This window comes from Saccharopolyspora sp. NPDC002686 (genome assembly GCF_040295745.1).
GTDB lineage: Bacteria > Actinomycetota > Actinomycetes > Mycobacteriales > Pseudonocardiaceae > Saccharopolyspora > Saccharopolyspora oryzae.
The window spans coordinates 14683-36157 of sequence record NZ_JBEOVY010000029.1 but is presented as its reverse complement, the minus strand read 5'-3'; the positions used below and the strand labels follow the sequence as shown (position 1 = coordinate 36157).

At 69.7% G+C, this 21475-nt stretch carries 16 protein-coding genes; 5 read left to right on the top strand and 11 right to left on the bottom strand.

All coding sequences use genetic code 11. The features are described from left to right. Nucleotides 1–53: 53 nt before the first annotated feature. From ABTZ89_RS06380 to ABTZ89_RS06365, 4 genes are all read right to left on the bottom strand, one after another. Nucleotides 54–251: a hypothetical protein gene (locus ABTZ89_RS06380; RefSeq protein ID WP_270953755.1), complete on the bottom strand. Its 198-nt coding sequence runs from the start codon at nucleotides 249–251 to the stop codon at nucleotides 54–56. Nucleotides 252–522: 271 nt separating this feature from the next. After that, the gene (locus tag ABTZ89_RS06375; protein ID WP_270953756.1) at nucleotides 523–1800 is read right to left on the bottom strand and encodes an SLC13 family permease; all 1278 of its coding nucleotides are present in this window, start codon (nucleotides 1798–1800) and stop codon (nucleotides 523–525) included. Nucleotides 1801–1951: 151 nt separating this feature from the next. Then, nucleotides 1952–4876 (bottom strand): FAD-binding and (Fe-S)-binding domain-containing protein, encoded by a 2925-nt coding sequence (locus ABTZ89_RS06370; RefSeq protein WP_351040907.1) that lies wholly within the window; start codon nucleotides 4874–4876, stop codon nucleotides 1952–1954. A 24-nt stretch (nucleotides 4877–4900) separates the two neighbouring features. Beyond that, nucleotides 4901–6064, bottom strand: coding sequence for a pyridoxal-phosphate-dependent aminotransferase family protein (locus ABTZ89_RS06365; RefSeq protein WP_351040905.1), 1164 nt, complete (start codon nucleotides 6062–6064; stop codon nucleotides 4901–4903). Between the two features lie 92 nt (nucleotides 6065–6156). Here ABTZ89_RS06365 and ABTZ89_RS06360 point away from each other — a divergent pair, with 92 nt between their 5' ends. Next, complete coding sequence (locus ABTZ89_RS06360; protein WP_351040903.1) at nucleotides 6157–6897, top strand: IclR family transcriptional regulator; 741 nt, start codon at nucleotides 6157–6159, stop codon at nucleotides 6895–6897. Between the two features lie 70 nt (nucleotides 6898–6967). On the opposite strand, the gene ABTZ89_RS06355 is transcribed toward ABTZ89_RS06360, so the two are convergent. Then, a complete protein-coding gene (locus tag ABTZ89_RS06355) occupies nucleotides 6968–7876 on the bottom strand; it encodes a S1 family peptidase (protein ID WP_270953760.1) in 909 nt (302 codons plus the stop codon). 660 nt (nucleotides 7877–8536) lie between these two features. Further along, nucleotides 8537–9517: an alpha/beta fold hydrolase gene (locus ABTZ89_RS06350; RefSeq protein WP_351040900.1), complete on the bottom strand. Its 981-nt coding sequence runs from the start codon at nucleotides 9515–9517 to the stop codon at nucleotides 8537–8539. Between the two features lie 174 nt (nucleotides 9518–9691). On the opposite strand from ABTZ89_RS06350, the gene ABTZ89_RS06345 reads away from it, so the two are divergent. The 3 genes from ABTZ89_RS06345 (at nucleotide 9692) to uvrA (ending at nucleotide 14617) form a co-directional block, all read left to right on the top strand. Then, complete coding sequence (locus ABTZ89_RS06345) at nucleotides 9692–10462, top strand: helix-turn-helix domain-containing protein (protein WP_351040897.1); 771 nt, start codon at nucleotides 9692–9694, stop codon at nucleotides 10460–10462. A 145-nt stretch (nucleotides 10463–10607) separates the two neighbouring features. After that, nucleotides 10608–12074, top strand: a complete 1467-nt coding sequence (locus ABTZ89_RS06340; RefSeq protein ID WP_270951267.1) for a GGDEF domain-containing protein — start codon at nucleotides 10608–10610, stop codon at nucleotides 12072–12074. Between the two features lie 110 nt (nucleotides 12075–12184). Further along, nucleotides 12185–14617 carry an excinuclease ABC subunit UvrA gene (uvrA, locus tag ABTZ89_RS06335; protein ID WP_351040893.1) on the top strand — a complete coding sequence of 811 codons (2433 nt, stop codon included), beginning with the start codon at nucleotides 12185–12187 and terminating at the stop codon, nucleotides 14615–14617. A 72-nt stretch (nucleotides 14618–14689) separates the two neighbouring features. Here uvrA and ABTZ89_RS06330 read toward each other — a convergent pair whose 3' ends face one another. The 3 genes from ABTZ89_RS06330 to ABTZ89_RS06320 all read right to left on the bottom strand — a co-directional run bounded on the left by ABTZ89_RS06330 (nucleotide 14690) and on the right by ABTZ89_RS06320 (nucleotide 18042). After that, nucleotides 14690–15769, bottom strand: coding sequence for a hypothetical protein (locus ABTZ89_RS06330; RefSeq protein WP_351040890.1), 1080 nt, complete (start codon nucleotides 15767–15769; stop codon nucleotides 14690–14692). A gap of 16 nt (nucleotides 15770–15785) precedes the next feature. Continuing rightward, a complete protein-coding gene (locus ABTZ89_RS06325; RefSeq protein ID WP_351040887.1) occupies nucleotides 15786–16895 on the bottom strand; it encodes an SPFH domain-containing protein in 1110 nt (369 codons plus the stop codon). Nucleotides 16896–17064: 169 nt separating this feature from the next. Further along, nucleotides 17065–18042 carry a methyltransferase gene (locus ABTZ89_RS06320; RefSeq protein ID WP_351040911.1) on the bottom strand — a complete coding sequence of 326 codons (978 nt, stop codon included), beginning with the start codon at nucleotides 18040–18042 and terminating at the stop codon, nucleotides 17065–17067. Between the two features lie 154 nt (nucleotides 18043–18196). Between ABTZ89_RS06320 and ABTZ89_RS06315 the strand changes: the two genes are divergently transcribed. Beyond that, complete coding sequence (locus ABTZ89_RS06315) at nucleotides 18197–19285, top strand: hypothetical protein (RefSeq protein ID WP_351040884.1); 1089 nt, start codon at nucleotides 18197–18199, stop codon at nucleotides 19283–19285. A gap of 76 nt (nucleotides 19286–19361) precedes the next feature. Here the strand turns inward: ABTZ89_RS06315 and ABTZ89_RS06310 are convergent, their stop codons facing one another. Continuing rightward, nucleotides 19362–20144 carry an SDR family oxidoreductase gene (locus ABTZ89_RS06310; protein WP_270951272.1) on the bottom strand — a complete coding sequence of 261 codons (783 nt, stop codon included), beginning with the start codon at nucleotides 20142–20144 and terminating at the stop codon, nucleotides 19362–19364. A 285-nt stretch (nucleotides 20145–20429) separates the two neighbouring features. Further along, nucleotides 20430–21359, bottom strand: a complete 930-nt coding sequence (locus tag ABTZ89_RS06305) for a glycoside hydrolase family 16 protein (RefSeq protein ID WP_270951273.1) — start codon at nucleotides 21357–21359, stop codon at nucleotides 20430–20432. Between the last annotated feature and the right edge of the window lie 116 nt (nucleotides 21360–21475).

The window sequence follows — 21475 nt, the reverse complement described above, 5'->3', positions numbered from 1 at the left end:
CGCCCTCCGCGTGTTAGCGGTGGACGGCCAGGGGTTCGGCTGAGCCAGGGAGGTTAGTTGGCGCCCTGGTTGATGCTCGCGTTGTTGAAGGCGGTCACTTGGACGTTGCCGCAGAACGAGTTGTTGTCGACGTCGACGTCGGTGTTCTGCAGGACCGCGATGTTCTGGTCGATGTCGCCGAAGCCGCCCCACCAGCCGCCGCCGAGGGCCTTGCGCTCCGGAAGCAGCTCGACCGTCAGGTGCTCGAACATGGTTCCCCCTTGTTCGCCGTTCACGAGATTCCGACTGCGGCTCGTGCCGCTGCCCGCGAGTACGACAGACACCCGTCACCACCCCGTCACACCACCGTCACGCCACCTCCCGAGACCGTCCCCGAGCGAGCGGTTCACGCTCCGTGTTCACCTCACGAACAGGGGAAACGGAGGTTTGAAGTCCCTCCGGTCGATGAATCGGATGAACTGGTGAAGATCCCGCGCACTCCACGGGACGACCGGCAAAACACCCACCGCAGGGCCGGTGATGTCAGAGCCAGCCGGGGAGCACGAAGATCGCGACGGTCAGCACCGGCGCCACCACGATCATGCTCATTCCCCAGGTCATCAGGCCCTTGAACGTGGTGTCGCGCTCGGCCTCCGGGGTGCTGGCGACGACGAGCGCGCCGCTGGTGGAGAACGGGGAGGAGTCGACCACCGACGAGGACAGCGCCAGGGCGATGATCAGGCCGACCGCACCGACCTGACCGGTCTGCAGGAACGGCACCGCGAGCGGGATGAGCGCACCGAGGATGCCGGTGGTCGAGGCGAACGCGGACACGCCGCCGCCGATGAGGCAGATGACGAACGCGGCCAGCAGCGGGACCCCGATGCCGACGACGCTGTTGCCGAGGAACTCGATGGTCCCGATGTTCTCCATCAAGCTCACGTAGGTCACCACGCCGCAGACCAGCAGCACCGTCGGCCACGCGACCTCGGACACGGACTTCTTCGCGGTGTCGGGCCACAGCAGCACGATGATCGTCGCGATGCTCAGCGACAGCAGCCCCACGTCGAACTCCAGCGCCAGCGCACCGACCGCCAGCGCGACGAGACCGGTGAGCGTCGCGATCCGCTGGGCGTTCAACGTGGTCACCTCGCGGGTCGCCGTCGCCGTGCCCGATCCGCCCTCGGGCTCATCGGGCTCGGTGGTGACCCGCCGTCCCAGCAGGTGCTTTCCGCCGAACATGTAGAATACCGCGATGCTGAGCGCCGTGTTGAACAGCAGCGAGCTGAGCCACAGCAGCACCGGGTTGCCCGGTAGGCCGCTGCGTTCCACGACGCCGTTGGTGATGCTGCCGAAGATGCTGATCGGGGAGAAGCCGCCCGCGCTCGCGCCGTTGATAATGAGCAGACCCATCAGCAGCGGGTTGATCCGGTAGCGGGTGGCGAAGTTCAGGCCGATCGGCGCCATCATCGCCACCGCACCGGGGACGACGGCGCCGACCATCGTCAGCAGGCTGGTGACCAGGAACATCACCCACGGGATGAGGGCTATTCGCCCGCGCACGGCGCGAACGCCGCTGTGGATGAGCCAGTCGACCGTGCCGTTGGCCTTGGCCACGGCGAACAGCAGGGTCACGCCGACCAGGGTGGCGAAGAGATCACCCGGGAATCCGGCGAAGAGGTCGTCGCTGGACTGGCCGAAGGCGAACGTGCCGAGCAGGAAGGCGCCCAGGAACGCCACCGCTCCCATGTTCACCGAGCGCAGGGTCGCTAACGCGAAGATCAGAACCAGGCCGATGATCGAGACTACCTGTGTGGACATCGACACTCCTCGAGGCTGGCATTGGCTCGCAGGGGGTGGTTGATGCTTTGGTGCGTCTGCGGGATCTGGCAGTTGTGGTCGGGGTCGCGCTCCTGACTAGCACTTCGAACGCGCCGAGTGGACGGGTGATCGGCTCGGGATTTCCCGGGCCTCAACCCGCGTTCGCGCGGCCCTCCACCGCTTCGCGCACCAGCTCGACCGGGTGCCACGCGGTGCGCCCCGCGCCGTGGAAGATCTGCTGCCGGCAGGACACCCCGGTCGCGGCCACCACGACGTCGTCGGATTCGCCCGCCAGCGCGGGGAACAACCGGTCCCCGCCGACGGTCATCGACGTCGCGTAGTGCTCCGACTCGAAGCCGAAGGAGCCCGCCATCCCGCAGCAGCCCGCGTCGATCTCCACGACCTCGGCGCCCGGGATCCGGCGCAGCAGCGCGACCGTCGCGGCGGTGCCGACTTCGGCCTTCTGGTGGCAGTGACCGTGGAAGACGATGCGCCGCCCGGCCAACCAGGAGTCCGCGCGAAGTGCCAGCCGACCGGCGTCGATGGCCTCGACGAGGAGCTCCTCGACCTGCTTGACCCGGTCCGCCACCGCGCGCACCGACGTGGACTCCGGCAGCAGCGCGGTGTGCTCCTCGCGGAGCATCAGCACGCAGGACGGCTCGCAGCCGACGATCGGCGAGTCGTCCTGCGCCAGCGACGAGACCAGCGCGGCGGCCTTCTCCTTCGCGTCGTCGAGCAATCCCTTGGACATGCTCGAACGGCCGCAGCAACCGCCGCCGGCGAGGTTCACCTGCCAACCAGCCTGTTCCAGCAGCTCGATGCCCGCCCGGCCGATGCGCGGTTCGGTGTAGGTGGTGAAGGAATCCGCCAGCCAGGTGACCGGGGTGCCGTCGCTCGGCCGGGACCTGCGGTGGAACCAGCGGAGCAGGTTGTCGCGCTGGAACGCCGGCAGCGGGCGTTGCGCGGTGATGCCGAGCGCCCGGTCCAGGATCCGGCGAAGGAAGCCGATCCGGCCCGGCAGGTTCGACAGCGGGGCAGCGGCCGAACCGATCCGGTTGAGCGCGCGGATCGAGGAGAACACCCGCGACCGGAGCGGAGTGCCGTGGACGTCGTGGTGGTGCGCGAGGGCTTCAGCCTTCAGCGAAGCCATGTCCACGCTCATCGGGCACTCGCTCTTGCACGCCTTGCACATCAGGCAGAGGTCGAGGATCTCGTGCAGGCGCTCGTCGCCGAGCGCGGCGTGCGGGTCCGGTTCGGACAGCGCTTTCACCAGCGCGTTGGCCCGGCCGCGGGTGGAGTGCTCCTCGTTCTTCGTCGCGATGTAGGACGGGCACATCACGCCCGCGGTCGACTTCCGGCAGGCGCCGATGTTCATGCACCGGTCGGCCGCACCGCGCATACCTCCGACGACCTCGAACTCCAACGCCGTCCGCAGCGGTGGTGCGGGTGGGAGGGCATCGCGGTCGCGCAGGTTCTCGGTCATCGACGGCGCGTCCACGATCTTGCCCGGGTTCAGCACGCCACCGGGGTCGAACAGGCGCTTGACCTCGCGCATCGCCTCGTACAGCGCGTCGCCGAAGATCTCCCGGTTGAACTCGCTGCGGGCCAGGCCGTCGCCGTGCTCGCTGGAGTTCACCCCGCCGTACTCGGCGACCAGGTCCTTGACCGCCTCGGCGACGGTGCGCATCTTGGCGACCTCGTCGGGGTCGGTCAGGTCGACGAACGGCCGGATGTGCAGGCAGCCCACCGAGCAGTGCCCGTAGAAACCCGCCTCCATCCCGTGCTCGTCGAGGATCTCCTTGAACCGCGTCGTGTACTCGGCCAGGTGCACCGGGTCGACGGCGGTGTCCTCGACGAACGCCAGCGGGCGGCGGGTTCCTTCGCCCGCGGCCATCAGCAGGCCCAGGCTGGACTTGCGGACCTTCAGCAGCGCGGCCTGCTCGGCGGGGGTGACCGCGCGGAGCGTGTGGTAACCGTGCCCGCTGCGCTGCCACTGCCGGTCCAGCTGGTCGAGCTTGCCGATCAGCTGCTGCTCGTCGTCGCCGGCGAAGGACACGAACAGCAGCGCACCCGGGTCGCCGACGAGCACGGTGCCGAGGTCGGCGAACTCGATCTTCTGCCGGGACAGCTCCAGGATCGTCCGGTCCATCAGCTCGACCTGGTGCGGATCGCAGGCCAGCGCATCGGTGGTGGCCGCGATGGCGCTGGCGGCGTCGGTGAAGTGGCCGACGGCGTAGACGGTTCGCGCGGGTTTGGGCACCAGGTCCACCAGCGCTCGGGTGGCGATGACCAGCGTTCCTTCCGCGCCGACCACGAACTTCGCCAGGTCGAAGGGCTTCTCCGCGCCGAACCCCACCACCCGGTCGAGCCGGTAGCCGCAGGCGCGCCGCCAGAACGCGGGCATCTTCGCCCGGATGACCTCCGCGTTGGCGTCGACCAGCGCCGGAAGTCCTTGGTAGATCCGGCCTTCGAGGGTGTCCGCCGATGCCCGGCGCCTCCGCTCGGCTTCGTCGACGGGCTCGAACCGGGCTCGCGAGCCGTCGGAGAGCACCACGTCCAGCGCCCGCACGTGGTCGATCGTCATGCCGTAGGTCAGCGATCCGCTGCCCGCGGAGTTGTTCCCGACCATCCCGCCGATGGTGGCCCGGTTGCTGGTGGAGGTGTCCGGGCCGAACATCAGCCCGTGCTCGGCGGCGGCCCGGTTGAGCTGGTCCTGCACCACGCCGACCTCGACCAGCGCGGTGCGCGCGACCGGGTCGACGTGCAGGATCCGGTTCATGTGCCGGGACATGTCGAGCACCAGGCCGGGGCCCACGGTTTGGCCGACCAGGCTGGTTCCCGCGCCGCGGGGCACGATCGGCACGCCGAGCCCGGCGGCGATCTCCACCGCTGCGGCGACGTCGTCGGCGTGGTGCGGGAAGGCGACGCCCAGCGGCGTGATCGAGTACATGCTGGCGTCGCGGGAGAACAGGTGGCGGGTGTAGTCGTCGAAGGCGACCTCGCCGTCCAGGGCGTCGCGGAGCGCGCGCTCCAAACGTGAACCGAGAGTCTGCTGCGCGGTGGGGGAGCCGGTCATAGCAGGTCCTTTCGTTCGCGACGGTCAGGCGCGCAGTGCCTCCAGCGCGGTCTGGATCCCGGCCGGGTCGATCGGCACCCCGGCCAGCTGGAGTCCCATGTGGACACCGGAAAGGGTGCCGGCCAGCGCCAGGTCGTTGAAGTCACCGAGGTGGCCGATGCGGAACACGCGGCCGTTGAGCTTGCCCAGCCCGGCTCCCAAAGACATGTCGAAGCGATCCAGGATGATCTGGCGCACCTTGTTCGCGTCGTGCTCCTCTGCCAGCAGCACGGCGGTCAGCGAGCTGGAGTGCTCGCGTTCGTCCGCGCACAGCACCTCCAGACCCCAGCCCCGGACGGCGGCCCGGGTCGCCGCGGCGTGCCGGTCGTGCCGGGCGAAGACCTCGGGAAGTCCCTCGGATTCGAGGAGGGACAACGCTTCTCGCAGACCGTAGAGCAGGTTGGTGGGCGGGGTGTACGGGAAGCTACCGCGCTCGTTGGCGTCGAGGACGGGCGTCCAGTTCCAGTACGACTTCGGCAGCCGCGCCTTTTCCGCGGCAGCGAGGGCTTTCCGGCTGATCGCGTTGAACCCCAGACCGGGCGGCAGCATCAGGCCCTTCTGCGAGCAGCCGACCGCGACGTCCACGCCCCACTCGTCGTGCCGGTAGTCGATGGAACCCAGCGAGGAGATCGTGTCGACCAGCAGCAGCGCCGGGTGGCCGGCTTCGTCGATGGCCGAGCGGATTTCCGGCACGCGGCTGGTGACCCCGGTCGAGGTCTCGTTGTGCACGACCATCACCGCGGCGATGCTGTGCTGCTGGTCGGCGGCCAGGTGCTCGGCGACCACCGCAGGGTCGACGCCGTGCCGCCAGTCGCCGGGGACGAAGTCGACGACCAGTCCGAGACCTTCGGCCATGTCGCGCCACAAGGTGGCGAAGTGGCCGGTTTCGAACGCGAGCACGCGATCACCGGGGGACAGGGTGTTGACCAGCGCGGCTTCCCAGGCGCCGGTGCCCGAGGACGGGTAGATGACGACGGGACCGGTCGTGCCGAACACCGGCTTGATCCGGCGGAGCACGTCCAGCGCCAGCTCGGCGAAATCCGGTCCGCGGTGGTCGATCGTGGGTTGCGCGAGGGCGCGCAGGATCCGGTCGGGGACGTTGGTCGGTCCGGGGATCTGCAGGAAGTGCCGTCCGCTGCGGGCAGTCATCGCACACCGAGCCCTTCTGTGCCGTGAGGTGGTACGCTGTGCCGTTTTGAAGCGCCGAGAGGGTAGGCATCGCGACGGGGGGAGTCAAGGCCGTGCGCAACGTCCTGAACACGCTGCGGGTGCTGGAAGAGGTCGCGGCGCGGCAGCCGATCGGAGTCGGCGAGCTGTCCCGCGTGCTGGGAATGCCGAAGAGCACCGTCCAGCGCGCGCTGCTCACCCTCGACGAGGCCGGGTGGATCCGTCCGGCGGAGGGCGAGGTGAAGAGGTGGGCGCTGACCACCAAGGCGCTCGCGATCGGCGGCCGGGCCAGCGGCGACCTCGGCCTGCGCGACGCGGCCCGGCCGATCATGGAGGACCTGCGCCGGCGCACCGAGGAGACGATCCACCTCACCGTGCCGGAGGAGGACAAGGTCGTCCTGATCGAGCGCCTGGAAACGTCCAAGCCGCTGCGCATCAGCATGTCGCTGGGGCACGCGCTACCGCTGCACGCCTCGGCCAACGGCAAGGCGGTCCTCGCGCACAGCGGTGCTGACGTGCTCCAGCGCGTGATCGCCGACGAGCTCCCGCGCTACACCGAGAACACGATCACCGATCCGGACCAGATGCGCGCCGAGCTGGAGCGGATCCGGAAGCGCGGATTCGCGGTCAACCGCGGCGAGTGGCGCATCGACGTCGGCTCGGTCGCGGCAGCCGTCGTGGGGCCGGAGAAGCCGATCGCCAGCCTCAGCGTCAACATCCCGGTGAGCCGCCTGACCCCGGAGTCCGAGGCGCTCTTCGGTCAAGCGGTGAGCGAAGCGGCAAGAACCCTCGCCGCCCGCCTCGGTTACGCCTAGGACGTCGAAGTGCGGGGCGGGAAGACCTCGTGAGAGGTCCTCCCGCCCCGCACCCGTTGCGGATGGTGGGTCAGAGACCGCGGCTTCCCGAGGACGAGATGATCTTCCCGGGCTTCCCCGGCTCGCTGCCGGGGGATCCGCCGGGCGATCCGCCGGGCTTACCCGGCTTGCCCTCGGAGGACCCCGACGAGCCGCCGGAGCTCATGGTCTGGCTGATCCAGTCGGTGTGCGCCACGACGTCGGTGTAGATGCCGGGCTTGTCCGCGCAGTTCTCGGCCTGTCCGCGGCTGGTCGCGCCGACCAGCGCGTAACCGCTGCCCTCGTTGATCACAGCCGGGCCGCCGGAGTCGCCGTAGCAGGCGCTCACCTTGCCGTCCTGGTTGTCGATGCACAGCTCGCGCGAGGCGTCGAAGGGGTTGTCCGCGCTGGTGCACTTCGACGGTGAGGTCGTCTTGGTTTCCAGCTCCTTCAGGTTCACCGGCGGTTCGCCGCACTTGGGCGTGCCGCACGTCTGACCCCAGCCGAGCAGGTGCAGCGCGGTGCCGGGCTGCGGCTGCGAGGAAGCGATCTGGATCGGATCGGACTCGGCCGACTTGGACAGGTGGACCAGGGCGATGTCGTAGCCGGCCTGGTCCTCCTTGTACTGCGGGTGGGCCACGAACTTGTCCGGCTTGACGACCTCACCGCCGCTGGTGCGGTCGCTCGTCCCGATCCGGTAGTGGATGTCGCTGGGCTTCTGGTCCTTCACGCAGTGCGCGGCGGTGACGAGCCACTGCGGGGCGATCAGGGAAGCGCCGCAGTGGTGCTGACCGTCGCTCGACTGCATGGAGGCGATGAAGCTGTAGGTCTGCGTCGCCTTGGTCCCGCCGATGATGAGCGGTGTGGCCGTGGCGCTGGCGATCGGGGTGGCGAGCACGAGCCCGGCCAGGGCCGTCGCCGCTAAAGCGAGAATTCCTCGCTTCAGAGAACCTCGGGGCATGTTCTGTCCTTCCGCTCCAGCTCTGCGTCGGGGGAGAGCGCCATGAGCTGGGAGTACGTGGGGGGTCTGCCGAGATGCTTCCGGTGGACAAGACCATTAGCATTAACCCGAATGGGTGAACCACGCGACGTGTTGGATCAGCTATCGAGAGTGCGCATCGAACCTTGCCGAATCGGCGAAACCCGTTGCGGCGCAAGGGATCTTCCAGTTGTCCGGTTTATACGTTCTGCGCGGTTCAGAGAGCGCTGGTGGGAAATTTTCCACCACGAAGTCGCCGGTTCTGGGCGTGCGTTCCTGCTCGTCCGCGTGGTGTTCGCCGAGTTCGCGCTGGCACTGCTGCCGATCTCGGCTTCTCGGTCCACATAGGACTTTCGTGTAGTAGATCGGGACACGGCCCGACGGGCGTTCGCGCGTTCGAAATCCTTGGTGTGCAACAAGAACTCGCTCCGGCAATCCTGAAAACCCCTGAGTCGTACTAGCTTCGTCCGTCGACTGCCGCTGAGGTGCCGGTGTCGAGTGACGCAATTTCAATGGAAATCAGACCTCCGATTTCCATTGAAATTGCGGAAGTTGTCCACAGCGAGGGGCACCTGTCCACAGGTGTCGGCATGTCGTGGCCCGACACGCCGGTCGCGTGTCGGGGTACGGCGGCGGTTCGGGTCAGCGTGGTGCGGTTCCGGTGGCGAAGTCGTGCAGGAGGGACCCGGTGGTGTCCGGGGCTTCGAACATCGGGGTGTGGCCGACGCCGTCGAGGATCTCGATCCGTGCCTTCGGAACCCGGCGGTAGTCCTGCGCGGACGACGGCTGCCAGCGCCGGTCCTGCGCGCCGAAGATCACCAAGGTCGGCAGGTCGACGTCGGCGAGGCGGTCGGGGATCGTCCGCTGCGCCAGGTACGCATCGACCGCCTCGTCGGTCCCATTGAGGCTGCGGTAGGTCAGGCCCCGGACGTCGGTGATGAGCTGGTCTGGGACTTGCACCTCGCGGGTGAACGCGGTGCTCATCGCACCGCGGATCGCGCCGTCGGTGCGCAACCGCCAGATCAGCTCGCCGATCAGCGGCGTGGTCATCAGATCGCCGACGAAGCTCTCGCCGAGGAAGACGTCCGCTCGCGGGCCGGTGTCGATCACCGCGACCGCTCCGACCAGGTCGCGGCGCTGCTCGGCCAGCGAGGTGGCGACGGCACCGCCGGTGGAGTGCCCGACGACGGTCGCCCGGCGCGCTCCGAGCCGATCGAGCACCGCGCCCACCCGTCCGGCCTGCTCCTCGATGCCGTAGCCATCGGTCGGCTTGGCCGATCCGCCGTGCCCGAGCAGGTCGATCCGCACCACGTGCAGGCCTTGCAAGGCCGGGAGCACCGGATCCCACCAAGCCGTCGAACCGGCTAGGCCGTGCAGGAGCACCACGGCGGGCGCGTCGGCAGGTCCGGACTGCGCGACGTGAATGTCCCCGCCAGGAATGCGAACAACTTGCTCGCCGGATGCTTCGGCGGTCTCCGTGCGCACGGCCACCGTGTTCCACGCCAGCAGGGTCGCAAGTCCTCCGGCGACCAGCAGCGTGATCCGCCGCCGTCGACTCCGCGACCGTGAACGGTCCGGTGTCGCCCCGGCGCGTGGTTCCTGCGAGGTGGTCGTTCCGCTCATGGATCCTCCGTTCGTCCCGGTGGGCCACCAGCTTTCCGGTGTCCGGAACATCGCGTCTTGGAGAAATGTCAGCGTCCGGTTCCCACCGCCACGTACAGTCGCCGTGTGCGATCAGCTCGCCGGACGGCCGAATCCACTGCTGGCTGGGAGATCGAGCGACCGCCGGGAGCTCCCTTGCTGCCCGGAATCGACATGGCGGGGTTCGACATCCGCGGTCCGGTCGAACTGCGCGCCATTCCCCACCCGGCCATCACCGTGGCCGTCGAGTTCGGCGACCACCCGATCGACATCCGCGGCGCGACCGGCGTGATGCGGTCGGAGGGCCTGGCCGCAGGTCTCGGCTTCCACGCCTTCCAGGCGCGCGCTGAAGACCTCACGTGCATCCAGATCCGCCTGTCGCCGCTGGTCGCGCACCCCTTGCTCGGGATCCCGCTCGCGGAGCTGCGCGAGCACGTCGTCGCGCTCGACGACCTCTGGGGCCGCGGTACGGCGCGCCTGCGGGAGCGGTTGCACCAGGCGCGGACCTGGCGGGAGCGGTTCGCCGTGATCGGAGCGGAGCTGTCCGGACGTCTCGACGAAGGCCGGGAGGCCGAGCCGGAGGTGGCCTGGGTGTGGCGCCAGATCGTCGCCAGCCGCGGGCGAACTGCGGTGCGCGACCTCGCGGCGGGGACCGGGTGGAGCCGGCAGCGCCTGTGGTCGCGCTTCGGCTCGCAGATCGGCTTGACCCCGAAACGCGCCGCCATGCTGGTCCGCTTCGACCACGCCGTGCACCACCTGGTCCGCGGGTGCGCGCCTGCGCAGGTGGCGGCGGCCGCTGGTTACGCCGACCAATCGCACCTCGCCCACGAGGTCCGCGCGTTCACCGGGGCGACGCCCGCGGTCGCGGCGAACGAGCCGTGGCTGGCCGTCGACGACACCGCTTGGCCGACATCCGCCGGGATCTGACCGGAACGTCCATAGTGGACCCCGACGAGGCGGGGTGCTCGGCGCTGGCGGGCGGGTGCCCGGCAGCGACGTTTGTGCAGGTCACGGGCTCGATGCTCGGCCGGTTCAGACGGCGTCGGCGAGACCGGTGTGCCACAGTGGCGCTGTGCGTGAGCCCCCACGGCGCCTTCTCTCCAGACCATCGCGGTGGCTGGTAGCGCTGTGGCTTGCGGTCCTCGCGGCGACGGCGACCGTCGTGGTCGTCACCTACGCGCAGCCGGTCGCCAGGTTCGCCGACGACCTCGCCGCCCTGGCCAACGCGGTCGTGGCCGTCATCGCCTACGCCTGGACCGGCTGGCTGCACACCGGTCCGGAACGGCGCTGGCGGCTGATGATGGCCGCGGGCCTGGGCGGCTGGGCCGTGGCGCACGCGATGTGGACGTGGCATCGCGCGGTGAACGGCGAGGCGGTGGCCGTGCCCGGCCTCGCCAGCGTGCTCTACCTGCTGCTCCCGGCCGGTGTGTTCGCCGCGCTGTTCGTGATCGCCCGGGCCGACCAAGCCACGCTGCGGATCTACGACACGGCCGATCCGCCGAGAGTCCTGCTGCTCGACGGCCTGATCGTGGTCACCTCGCTCGTCGCCCTCGCCTGCGAGGTCCTCGCGGTGAACTCGAGCACCGGCGACTCCCCGGCACTGGCGCTGCTGAGCGTCTCCTACACGGTCGGCGACCTCGTGCTGATCGTGCTCGCGCTGCTGATGACCCTCGTCCTGCGCAGCACCTGGCGCCCCAGGCTGCTCTGGCTGGTGGCCGGCCTGTGCGCGATCGGAGCCAGCGACGTCACCTACGCGCACAGCACGGTCACCGACGCGGCAACACCCGCAGCGGCCGAACTCGGCTACATGATCGGCATGGCCCTGCTGCTTCCCGCAGCGCTCGCGCCGCCCCGGCCGGCAACCGCCCGGCGCCGCAGCATGTCGCTGGCGATGCTCGCGGTGCCCTACGTGCCGCTGGCCGCCGTCCTGGCCATGGTCGTCATCAACGTCGCAGGTGGGAGCCCGTACCCCGACGTCGTCTACGTGCTCAGCGTGATCATCGCGCTGGTCGTGGTCCGCCACGTCATCACCCTGCTGCAGCTCTACCGGTCCCACCAGCGGCTGGCCCGGGCGATCCTGCGCGATCCGCTCACCGGCGTCGCCAACCGGGTGCTGCTGGCCGACGTGCTCGACGAAGCGGTGTCCAGCCCCGAGTTCGAGGAGCGCGGGCTGATCTACGTGGACCTCGACGACTTCAAGGCGGTCAACGACCGGCTCGGGCACCGGGCGGGCGACGAGCTCCTGCGCACCACCGCCCAGCGGCTGCGCAGCTGCGTGCGCGAGGGCGACACGGTCGCGCGCATCGGCGGCGACGAGTTCGTCATCGTCCTCGTGCCGCCGCCGAAGGATCCCGAAGTGCTGATGCAGCGGCTGGCCGACGCCGTGGCGGAGCCGGTCAGCTTGGTGGGGGAGGACCTGCCGGTGTGGATCACCGCCAGCATCGGCTACCACTGCATCGCCCCAGGTCAGCACCCGAGCGATGCGCTGGCGCACGCCGACCGCGCGATGTACCGGGACAAGCGCAGCAGGACGGACTGAGCGGGCAGTGCCTCGCAGGTCACTTCGCGCGGAGGGCCCAGCGCGGTTCCCGCGCCTCCTCGATAGCGTGGGCCGGATCGCGATGCTGCTCGACTTGTGAGGATGCGCTGGTGACAGACCACGACAGCTCCATGGTCCGCTTGCGCGGAGTGCGGGTGCACAACCTGCGCGACGTCGACGTCGACTTCCCGCGCGACGCGCTGGTCGCCGTCACCGGCGTCTCCGGATCGGGCAAGTCGTCGCTGGCGTTCGGAACCGTCTACGCCGAGGCCCAGGCCCGCTACCTCGAATCGGTCGCGCCCTACGCCCGGCGGCTCATCGACCAGGCCGGCGCGCCGGACGCCCGCGAGATCACCGGCCTGCCGCCCGCCGTCGCGTTCCAGCAGGCCCGCGGCGCGGTCCAGGCCCGGTCCACGGTCGGCACCGTGACCTCGCTGTCGAACTCCTTGCGGATGCTGTTCTCCCGCGTCGGCACCTATCCCGACGGTGCGCAGCGGCTGGACTCCGACGCCTTCTCCCCGAACACACCGGCCGGCGCGTGCCCGCACTGCCACGGCCTCGGGCGGATCCACGAGGTCAGCGAGTCTTCGCTGGTGCCCGACCCCGGCCTGTCCATCAACCAGAAGGCGATCGCCGCGTGGCCGGGCGCCTGGCAGGGCAAGAACTACCGCGACATCCTGGCCACCCTCGGCTACGACGTCGACCGGCCGTGGCGCGAGCTGCCGCAGGCCGAACGGGAGTGGATCCTGTTCACCGACGAGCAGCCCGTGGTCACCGTCCACCCCGAGCGCGAGGCGGGCCGCATCCAGCGCCCCTACCAGGGCACTTATCAGAGCGCTCGCCGATACGTCCTGCACACCCTGGCCACGACCCAGAGCGCGACGCTGCGCAAGCGCGCGCTGCAGTACGCAGAGGTGCTCCCGTGCCCGGCCTGCAACGGGTCGGGGCTGCGGCCTGAGGCGCTCGCGGTGAAGTTCGCCGGTGCGAACGTCGCGGAGCTCGCCGCGCTCCCGCTCACCGTGCTCGCCGCCAAGCTGCGCCCCGAGCAGGACGACGAGGTCGCGCGGGTCATCGTCACCGACCTCCTGGCCCGCATCGAAGCGCTGGTCGAACTGGGCTTGGGCTACCTCGCGATGGACCGGACGACCCCGACGCTCTCGGCCGGTGAGCTGCAACGACTGCGCCTGGCGGCCACGCTGCGCTCCACGCTCTTCGGCGTCGTCTACGTGCTCGACGAGCCCTCGGCCGGACTGCACCCCGACGACACCCAGGCGCTGCTGCGCGTGCTGGACCGGATCCGGGAAGCCGGGAACTCGCTGGTCGTCGTCGAGCACGAGCCAGAGGTCATCCGGCACGCCGACTGGCTGATCGACGTCGGTCCCGGCGCGGGGGAGCACGGCGGGCACGTGCTGCACAGCGGCCCGTTGGCGGGACTGGCGGACGCCGCGGACTCGGTCACCCGCACCTACCTGCTCGACCCGCCCGCTCCGGCCAGCCGCGACCGGGAGCCGACCGGGCACGTGCGGATGCGCGGCGTCAGCCTGCACAACCTGGTCGAGACCGACGTCGACGTCCCGCTCGGCGTTTTCACCGCCGTCACCGGGGTTTCCGGTTCGGGCAAGACGACCCTGGTCACCGGTGTGCTGGCCGCAGCCGTCCGCGACCACCTCGGCGCGTCCGCCCCGGACGACGAGGACGAGCCGCAGGACTCGGCGTCGCGGTACGTTCGCGACATCGCCGGTCTGGAGGCGATCAAGCGGCTGGTCGAGGTCGACCAGCGCCCCATCGGGCGCACCCCGCGGTCGAACCTGGCGACCTACACCGGCCTGTTCGACGGGGTGCGCAAGCTGTTCGCCGCCACCGGCGAAGCCCGCGAGCGCAAGTACACGGCCGGCCGGTTCTCGTTCAACGTCGACGGTGGGCGCTGCGAGACCTGCCAGGGCGAGGGAGCGGTGGCCGTCGAATTGCTGTTCCTGCCCAGCAGCTACTCGCCCTGCCCGGCCTGCCACGGCGCCCGGTACAACCCGGAAACCCTCGAGATCTGCTACCGCGACAAGTCGATCGCCGACGTGCTCGCCATGACCGTCGACGAAGCCCGCGACTTCTTCGCCGACGTGCCACCGGTGGCGCGCAGCCTGGACACCCTCCGCGACGTCGGGCTGTCGTACCTGACCCTCGGCCAACCGGCCACCGAGCTCTCCGGTGGCGAGGCGCAGCGGATCAAGCTGGCGGCGGAACTGCAGCGGACCCGCCGCGGCAGAACCCTGTTCGTCCTCGACGAACCCACCACCGGCCTGCACCCGGCCGACGTGGACGTGCTGATGCGCCTGCTGCACGCGCTGGTCGACGCGGGCAACACGGTGGTGGTGATCGAGCACGACATGTCCGTCGTGGCGGGCGCGGACCACGTCATCGACCTCGGACCCGGTGGCGGGGACGAAGGCGGTTCGGTGGTGGCCGCAGGTGCTCCGGCGGACGTGGCGCGCGCCGATTCCAGCCGCACCGCGCCGTACCTCCGCGAGCTGCTCGAAAACCCGAGCTGAGACAGCGAAAATCTCCGGGAAGCCGGACTTCTCCCAGCTGGGGAACGCATTTCCGGCTACCCGGAGGTGCGATCAGTGCTTGCGGAAGACGAGGAACAGGACCACCAGGGCGATCAGCGCGGCGACCACCGCGAGCGCGATCTTCACCTTGCTCCACGGGCGTTCGCCCTGGATCTCGCCGGTGCGGCCGTTGATCAGGATCTGCCAGCTCTTGCCCGCGTACATGTAGGTCGCGACCCAGATCGGCAGCAGCATCAGCTTGAACGTGACGTTGGTGAAGTTGGTGTTCACGTGGTCGACGCGCTGCGCGTCGCCGCCGATGTCGCGCCGGCAGTCCTCGTTGATCACCTTCGACATCCGCGACTTGGCCTCGCCGAGCCCGTTCTCGGGTTCCACGTCGTAGCGCAGCGCGTAGTAACCGGCCAGGTACTGCTGCTGGAAGGGCTGGGCCTCGGGCAGCGGCCACGGCGCGAGGTCGTCCACCTTGTCGACCGGCAGCGCCATGCTGGCAGGTACTAAGACGTCGTCGAACGCGCGGGACACTTGTCCGCTCACGCTGTACCAGCGGGTCCGGCGCTCCGTCCGGGTGTTGCCGTTGCTGTCCCGCGTGGTGACGTAGTAGTGCACGCCCCGCTGGCCGCGGTAGTGGGAGAAGGTGGCCGAGTCGTAGGTCCAGTGCGGCACGTAGGTGCCCTTGGTCGACTCGGCGTTGACCACCTTCTTGAACGAGTTCGGCGCGAACCACCGCGACGACACCCACTTGCCCAAGGACGTCCGGATGCCGTTGTGGTCCACCGCGAACGGCAGCACGCCCTCGGGGATGATCTGGCCGGTGGCGTTGGGGTCCAGCACCAGCGGCGAACCGCAGAACTGGCACAAGCCCGCGGTCGCGGTGGTCTGCGTCTGCGCGGAGCAGCGCTGGCAGACCAGCGTGTACGGGGCGAGCTGGCCGACCGGTTTGCGGGGCAGCGAGCCCAGCTCCTCGATCGCGATCTCCCGGATCTGCTGGCCGCTGGCCTGGATCTCCTGCCGGAACCCGCAGTAGGGGCACTGCAGCACGTTCGTGCCGGGCGAGAACTCGAGGCGGGCGCCGCAGCCACCGCAGGGATAGGTGGCCGACGCGGCAGGGCTTCCGCCGTGCGGGTTGGACATCGGGTCCCCTCCGGGGTCAGGCTTGCGGCGGCAGCGGCGGCGGCACCTGGCCGAACAGGGAGTTGAGCTCCGGAACCTGGCGCGCGGCCGTCCACGACGGCATGCCCTGCTTCCACACCAGGGTGTCCGCGGTCAGCGTGCCGCTGGAGATCTGCTGGCCCAGCGCCGAGAAGTCGAACGGACCGAGCTGCTGGCCGTTCGCGCCGAGGTACCACTGGTCCTGCGGCGGCAGCGGCGGAGGACCGGCCGGTGCGCTCTGCTGCGGCTGCGCGGGCTGGTGAGCGGCGGCCGCGGCCTGCTGGCCGAGCGCCATGCCCATCCCCATGCCCATGCCGGCACCGGCGCCGCCGTCGTTCTGCGCGGCCTTCTCCATCGCGTTGGCGGCCTGGAACTGCGAGTACTGGTTGAGATCGCCCGCGATGCCCATCTGGGTCCGCTTGTCGATCATCGCCTCGACCTCGGGCGGCACCGAGACGTTCTCGATGATGAACCGCGAGATCTCGATGCCCAGCGGGCGCAGCTCCAGGTTCAGCGCGTTGGCGATCCGCTCGCCGATCTGCCCCTGCTGGGTGACCAGGTCGAGCATCGGCACGCCGGAAGCGGCCAGCGCGGGCCCGAGCTTGCCGATGATCATCTGCCGGAGGTGCTCGGAGACCTCCTCGGTGCGGAACGCCGGGTCGGTTCCGGCGAGTTCGCGCAGCAGCGCCACCGGCTCGATCACCCGCAGCGCGTACCCGCCGAAGGCCCGCAGCCGGACCATGCCGAACTCCGGGTCGCGCACGATGACCGGGTTCTGGGTGCCCCACTTGAGGTCGGTGAACTGCCGGGTGTTGACGAAGTACACCTCGGCCTTGAACGGCGAGTTGAAGCCGTACTTCCAGCCCTTGATGGTGGACAGGACCGGCATGTTCTGCGTGTCGAGCGTGTACATGCCGGGCGGGAAGGCGTCGGCGACCTGCCCCTCGTTGACGAAGACGGCCGCCTGCGACTCGCGCACGGTCAGCTTGGCGCCCATCTTGATCTCGTTCTCGTGGCGGGGAAACCGCCAGACGATGGTGTCGCGACTGTCATCGGTCCAATCGATGATGTCGATGAACTCGCCGCGGATCTTGTCGAACAAACCCACCGTGGAACCCCCGCCGACTACTAGGACTGCGACGGAGACGTTAGCAAACCGATCACCCGACCAACCGCGACTTCGACCGGACCACCCAGCTCAACCTCCTATGCCCCTGGTCACAGCACTTTTCGCGATGCTAGGCGAGCAGCAGGCCGGACGACCGCCCCGACGTGCGTCATCCACTTCCCGGGGCGACGCGGAATTCCAGTGCTGTGCGACCTTCGGCCACCGGGCTCCAGCTGCGGAGTTCGAGCCCGGAATCGGTTGCCAGGTCGGTCAGCTCGTCCGCAGTTCTCTCCCGACCGCCGAAGCACATCAACATGAACAGGTCTATCGCGGTGTCGGAGCCCTTTCCGCGGATCGGTTCGATGACGACCACCGTTCCGCCGGGGGCGGCGGCCCGGCGGCATCCGATCAAGATCTTGCGGGCGTGCTCGTCGTCCCAGTCGTGCAGGACGTCGGACAGCAGGTAGATGTCGGCGCCTTCGGGAAGCGGGTCGAAGAAGCTGCCGGGGACAGCGCTCGCCCGATCGGCGAGTCCGGCCGCCGCGAATCGGTCGGTTGCTGCGGCGGCGGTCGGAGCCAGGTCCAGGACCTGGCCGCGAACCTCGGGATGGGCGTGCAGGACCGCTGAGAGCACGGTTCCGTCACCGCCGCCGACGTCGAGGACCCGGGCGAATCGGCTCCAGTCGAAGCGCTCGGCGATCTGCCCCGCCTGCACCTGGAACCGCCAGTTCATCTGGGCGTCGAAGGAACGCCGCAGCTCCGGCTCGGCGTCGAGGTCCGCCCAGAAGTCGCGTCCGTACCGGTGCGGATAGGCGGGCGACCCGGTGGTGATCGTCCCGAGCAGTTCGACGAAAGCGAGGTCTGCTCGCCCGCCAGCGCTGTTGATGTCGAGCAGGGGCTTGATCCCTTCCGGGGAGTCCTCGCTCATCTGGGCGCCGAGTTCTGTCGGCCGGTAGCGACCGGACGCGTCGTCGAGGGCGAAGACTCCGACCGCGACGAGGTGATCGAGCAGGCATCGGAGAGCCGGCGTGGACGTCGCGGTCTCGGCGGCGAGTTGTTCCGCTGTCGCTCCTGCACTGCCCGCGTGCTCCACCAGGCTGAGGGTCGCGGCCACGCGGATGGCCATGGGAGTGGCCAAATCGGCCATGGCCCGGAGGGACGGTGTCGTCGGCAGATCCACGGTTCAAGGCTATCTGCGCAGGGGAGACGTCTGGTGGTGGTCGGAGTGCGCCGGTCGTGGGCAACCTGATCGGTTCTGCGGGCGTCTTGTGGGGGTACGGATCGTCTGCTGAGGGGTTTTGATGGCGAGGAGCGGAGTTGTGCTGGCCGCGGCGGTGGTTTCCGTCGTGGGTGTTGCTGGGACGGCGGTGGCCGACGGTGCTTGGCACCGGGAGGAGTTCCCGGGGCGGCCCGACATGGCGTCCTACGTGAGCACCGTGTCCAGTGGGGGAGGCTCGACCTGGGCTTTCGGCAGCTACAACGAGCCGGGGTCGCCGATGTCGATCAACGCGCAGGGTTTCCGGCGGGAGGAGAGCGGGCGTTGGGCGGAGGTGGGGATTCCGAACATCGGCCAGGTCGTGTCCTCCGCCGCGACCGGTCCGGACGACGCTTGGGTGGTCAGCCAGTTCACCAAGGTCAGCGCAGGCCGAGCGGTGCACTGGGACGGCAGGGCGTGGACCGAGGTTCCGGTGGAGGTGCCGGACGCACCCCGCGTCTCGCCCCGCGACGTCGCAGACGTCGGGCCCGACGTCTGGATGATCGGGAGCGCCTACCGGGACGGTGAGAACCCGTTGTCCCGGAGCTTCGCCGCGCGTTGGGTCGACGGTGCTTGGCAGACCGCTGCGCTGCCGCCCGAGACCGACGAGCAGGGCTTCGACAGCATCGGCGGTGCGGCGCCGGACGACCTGTGGATGGTCGGGAAGACCGTCGGGCGGCCCGAACAGCTCGTTTCGATGCACTGGGACGGCGTGCAGTGGAGCCACGTTCCGGTTCCACCGCTGGACACATCGGACTCCGACTACCTCACCGTGCACGACGTCGCGGCCTACCGGCCGAACGACGTCTGGCTCTCGGCCACCCAGACGCCCTACGACACTCCCGATGCCAGCCAGCCGGTCTTGATGCACTGGGACGGGGCGCAGTGGAGCCGGCAGGACCCGCCGGTTCCGGTCAGCAAGCTCGGCAAGCTCGTGCTGGCCGGTGGCGCCCTGTGGAACCTCTCGCCCGACGCGCTGCTGCGCTACGACGGGACATCGTGGCAGCAGGTCGAAGGACCGCAGGACGGTTCCCTCATCAACGGGGCCGAACTCCCGGACGGGCGCCTGGTCGGCACCGGCAGCAACGGTGATTCGTACCGGCCCCAGCCGTTCGCCGTGGTGCAGAGCCGCTGACCGGTCGACGCCGAGGGCCGCGGGAAACCCGGTCCTCGGCGTCGAATCTCGACGACGATCGACTCGACGGCACCGCTCATGCCGGCATGTACTCGCCGCCGTTGACGTCCAGCGTCGCCCCCGTGATCTCGGAAGCATGGCGGGACAGCAGGAACAGCACCGCGCCCGCGCAGTCCGCATCGGTCGGGATCCGGCCGAGCGGGTTGCGCGCCGCGATCTCGTCGTAGACGTCCTGCTCCGAAATGCCCCGCTGGTCCGCGGCCATCTTCAGGTGGAACCGAACGCCGGGCCCGTCCAGCCAGCCCATGGCCGCCTGGTTGACCCGGATGCCGTGCTCGCCGAGCTCCAAGGCGAGCGACCGGGTCGCCGCCGTCATCGCCGCTTTGGCGACCGCGTAACCGCCGTCGCCGCGCATCGGCTTGCGGGTGGCCATCGTGCCGATGTTGACCACCGATCCGCGGCCCGCCGCCTTCATCTGCGGCACCACGGCGCGGGTCACGTTCAGAGCGCCGAACAGGACGACGTCCATGGTGCGGCGGACGGCGTCCTCCGGGGTGTCGAGCAGGTCGGCGAAGCCGGGGTGGCCGTAAGCCGAGTTGACCAGCCCGGTGATCGTGCCGAACCGGCCGACGGCGGCCTCCACCAGCCCGGCCACCTCGTCAGGTTCGCGGATGTCGCAGGAGACGCCGAGCGCTTCGCCGCCGAGGTCGGTGATCTTCTGGACCTCCAGGTCGACCACTTCCGTCGACCGCGCCGCCAGCACGACTTTCGCGCCTTCGGCCGCGGCGGCCGCCGCCAGCTGGGCGCCCAGTCCCGGGCCGACTCCGGAGACGACCACCACTTCACCATCGAGCATCATGCGGTTCCGCCTCTCAGTTCCGCCTCTCCGCGATTCACAGTGGTGGTTGCGTTGGGGAGCGATCTTGCGGTTTTGCGGTTGTTTGTGGCTGGTTTGCGTCACGGTCCCCTGAGGTTGCGGTTGAGTGGGGGTGCCTACCAGTAGAACGTGTTCTAGGTTCACGCTACAGGAAGGAGAGCGATGGTCAAGATTCAGCGAGGGGCCGGTTGCATGATCGGGTTCGCCGCTGAATGCACCGTCGTGGCCCAGGAGCGCTGAGGTGCGTCCTGGGCCGTGGGCGTTGGGTCAGCGGTTGTAGACGGCGACGTAGTCGACCAGCATCGGGTGGCCCGGTTCGGTGGAGGCGGTCGGGGTGGCGAAACCCGCGTCGCCGTCCGGGAAGGCGCCGCCCATCGCCACGTTGAGCAGCAGGAAGTAGCCGTCGTGGGAGGTCATGTTCTGCCAGGCGGTCGGGGCGATCTGGTCCTCGCGCACCGAGTGGAACTGCTGGCCGTCGACGTACCAGCGCAGCTCCTCGACGTCGCCGGTGCGGTCCCACTCGAAGCGGTAGGTGTGGAATCCGGCTTGGCAGGTCTCGCCGGGGCAGGGGCTGCTGCCGCCGAGGCCCGTGGTCTCGTTGCACGAGCCGCCGGGGCTGACGTCGCAGTGCAGGACGCCGTGCGTCTCGTTCTTGCCGTTGACGTTCTCCATCACGTCGAACTCGCCGATTCCGGGCCAGTTCCAGTAGTTGTCGCGGTAGGGCGAGCCCAGCGCCCAGAACGCCGGCCAGTAGCCGAGTGCGGCATCGCCGGTGGTGTTGGGGACCTGGAGGCGCGCTTCGATGCGGACCGCGCCGCCTTCGGCGGCCTTGAAATCGCCCCGCTGCGTCTCGATCCGCGCCGAGGTCCAGTTCCCCGAGTCGTCGCGCAGCGGGGTGATCTGCAGGTTCCCGTTGCCGTCCTGGGCGATGTTGGCCGGGTCGTCGGTGTAGGTCTGGACCTCGCCGGTGCCCCAGTTGTCCGGGCCGCCCGGGTAGGAGGTGCCGGTGTCGATGATCCAGTCCGGCGACGGCGGGCTGCCCGCGCCACCGGTGAAGTCGTCGCCGAAGGTCAGCGTCCAGCCCTCGTCCGGCGGAGGGATGTCGGCGGCCGCGGGCGGCATGGAGACCCAGGCGATGCTCAGGCCCAGGGAGAGGGAAGCGGCGGCGACGCGGCGTCGCATCCGGCTTGCTGTCATGGCGGTCCTCCGCAGCTGTGGTCGGTGGTGTTCGCGTGCGCCCGATCGCCCCGGCTCCCCGCAGCCCGCCCGTTCGGGGCAGCTGCCGACAACCCGGTACAAGATCACCACGGCCG

Coding starts and splice junctions, on each gene's coding strand:
- ABTZ89_RS06380 (WP_270953755.1), bottom strand. CDS start 251: ATGTTCGAGCACCTGACGGTCGAGCTGCTTCCGGAGCGCAAGGCCCTC.
- ABTZ89_RS06375 (WP_270953756.1), bottom strand. CDS start 1,800: ATGTCCACACAGGTAGTCTCGATCATCGGCCTGGTTCTGATCTTCGCG.
- ABTZ89_RS06370 (WP_351040907.1), bottom strand. CDS start 4,876: ATGACCGGCTCCCCCACCGCGCAGCAGACTCTCGGTTCACGTTTGGAG.
- ABTZ89_RS06365 (WP_351040905.1), bottom strand. CDS start 6,064: ATGACTGCCCGCAGCGGACGGCACTTCCTGCAGATCCCCGGACCGACC.
- ABTZ89_RS06355 (WP_270953760.1), bottom strand. CDS start 7,876: ATGCCCCGAGGTTCTCTGAAGCGAGGAATTCTCGCTTTAGCGGCGACG.
- ABTZ89_RS06350 (WP_351040900.1), bottom strand. CDS start 9,517: ATGAGCGGAACGACCACCTCGCAGGAACCACGCGCCGGGGCGACACCG.
- ABTZ89_RS06330 (WP_351040890.1), bottom strand. CDS start 15,769: ATGTCCAACCCGCACGGCGGAAGCCCTGCCGCGTCGGCCACCTATCCC.
- ABTZ89_RS06320 (WP_351040911.1), bottom strand. CDS start 18,042: ATGGCCGATTTGGCCACTCCCATGGCCATCCGCGTGGCCGCGACCCTC.
- ABTZ89_RS06315 (WP_351040884.1), top strand. CDS start 18,197: ATGGCGAGGAGCGGAGTTGTGCTGGCCGCGGCGGTGGTTTCCGTCGTG.
- ABTZ89_RS06310 (WP_270951272.1), bottom strand. CDS start 20,144: ATGATGCTCGATGGTGAAGTGGTGGTCGTCTCCGGAGTCGGCCCGGGA.
- ABTZ89_RS06305 (WP_270951273.1), bottom strand. CDS start 21,359: ATGACAGCAAGCCGGATGCGACGCCGCGTCGCCGCCGCTTCCCTCTCC.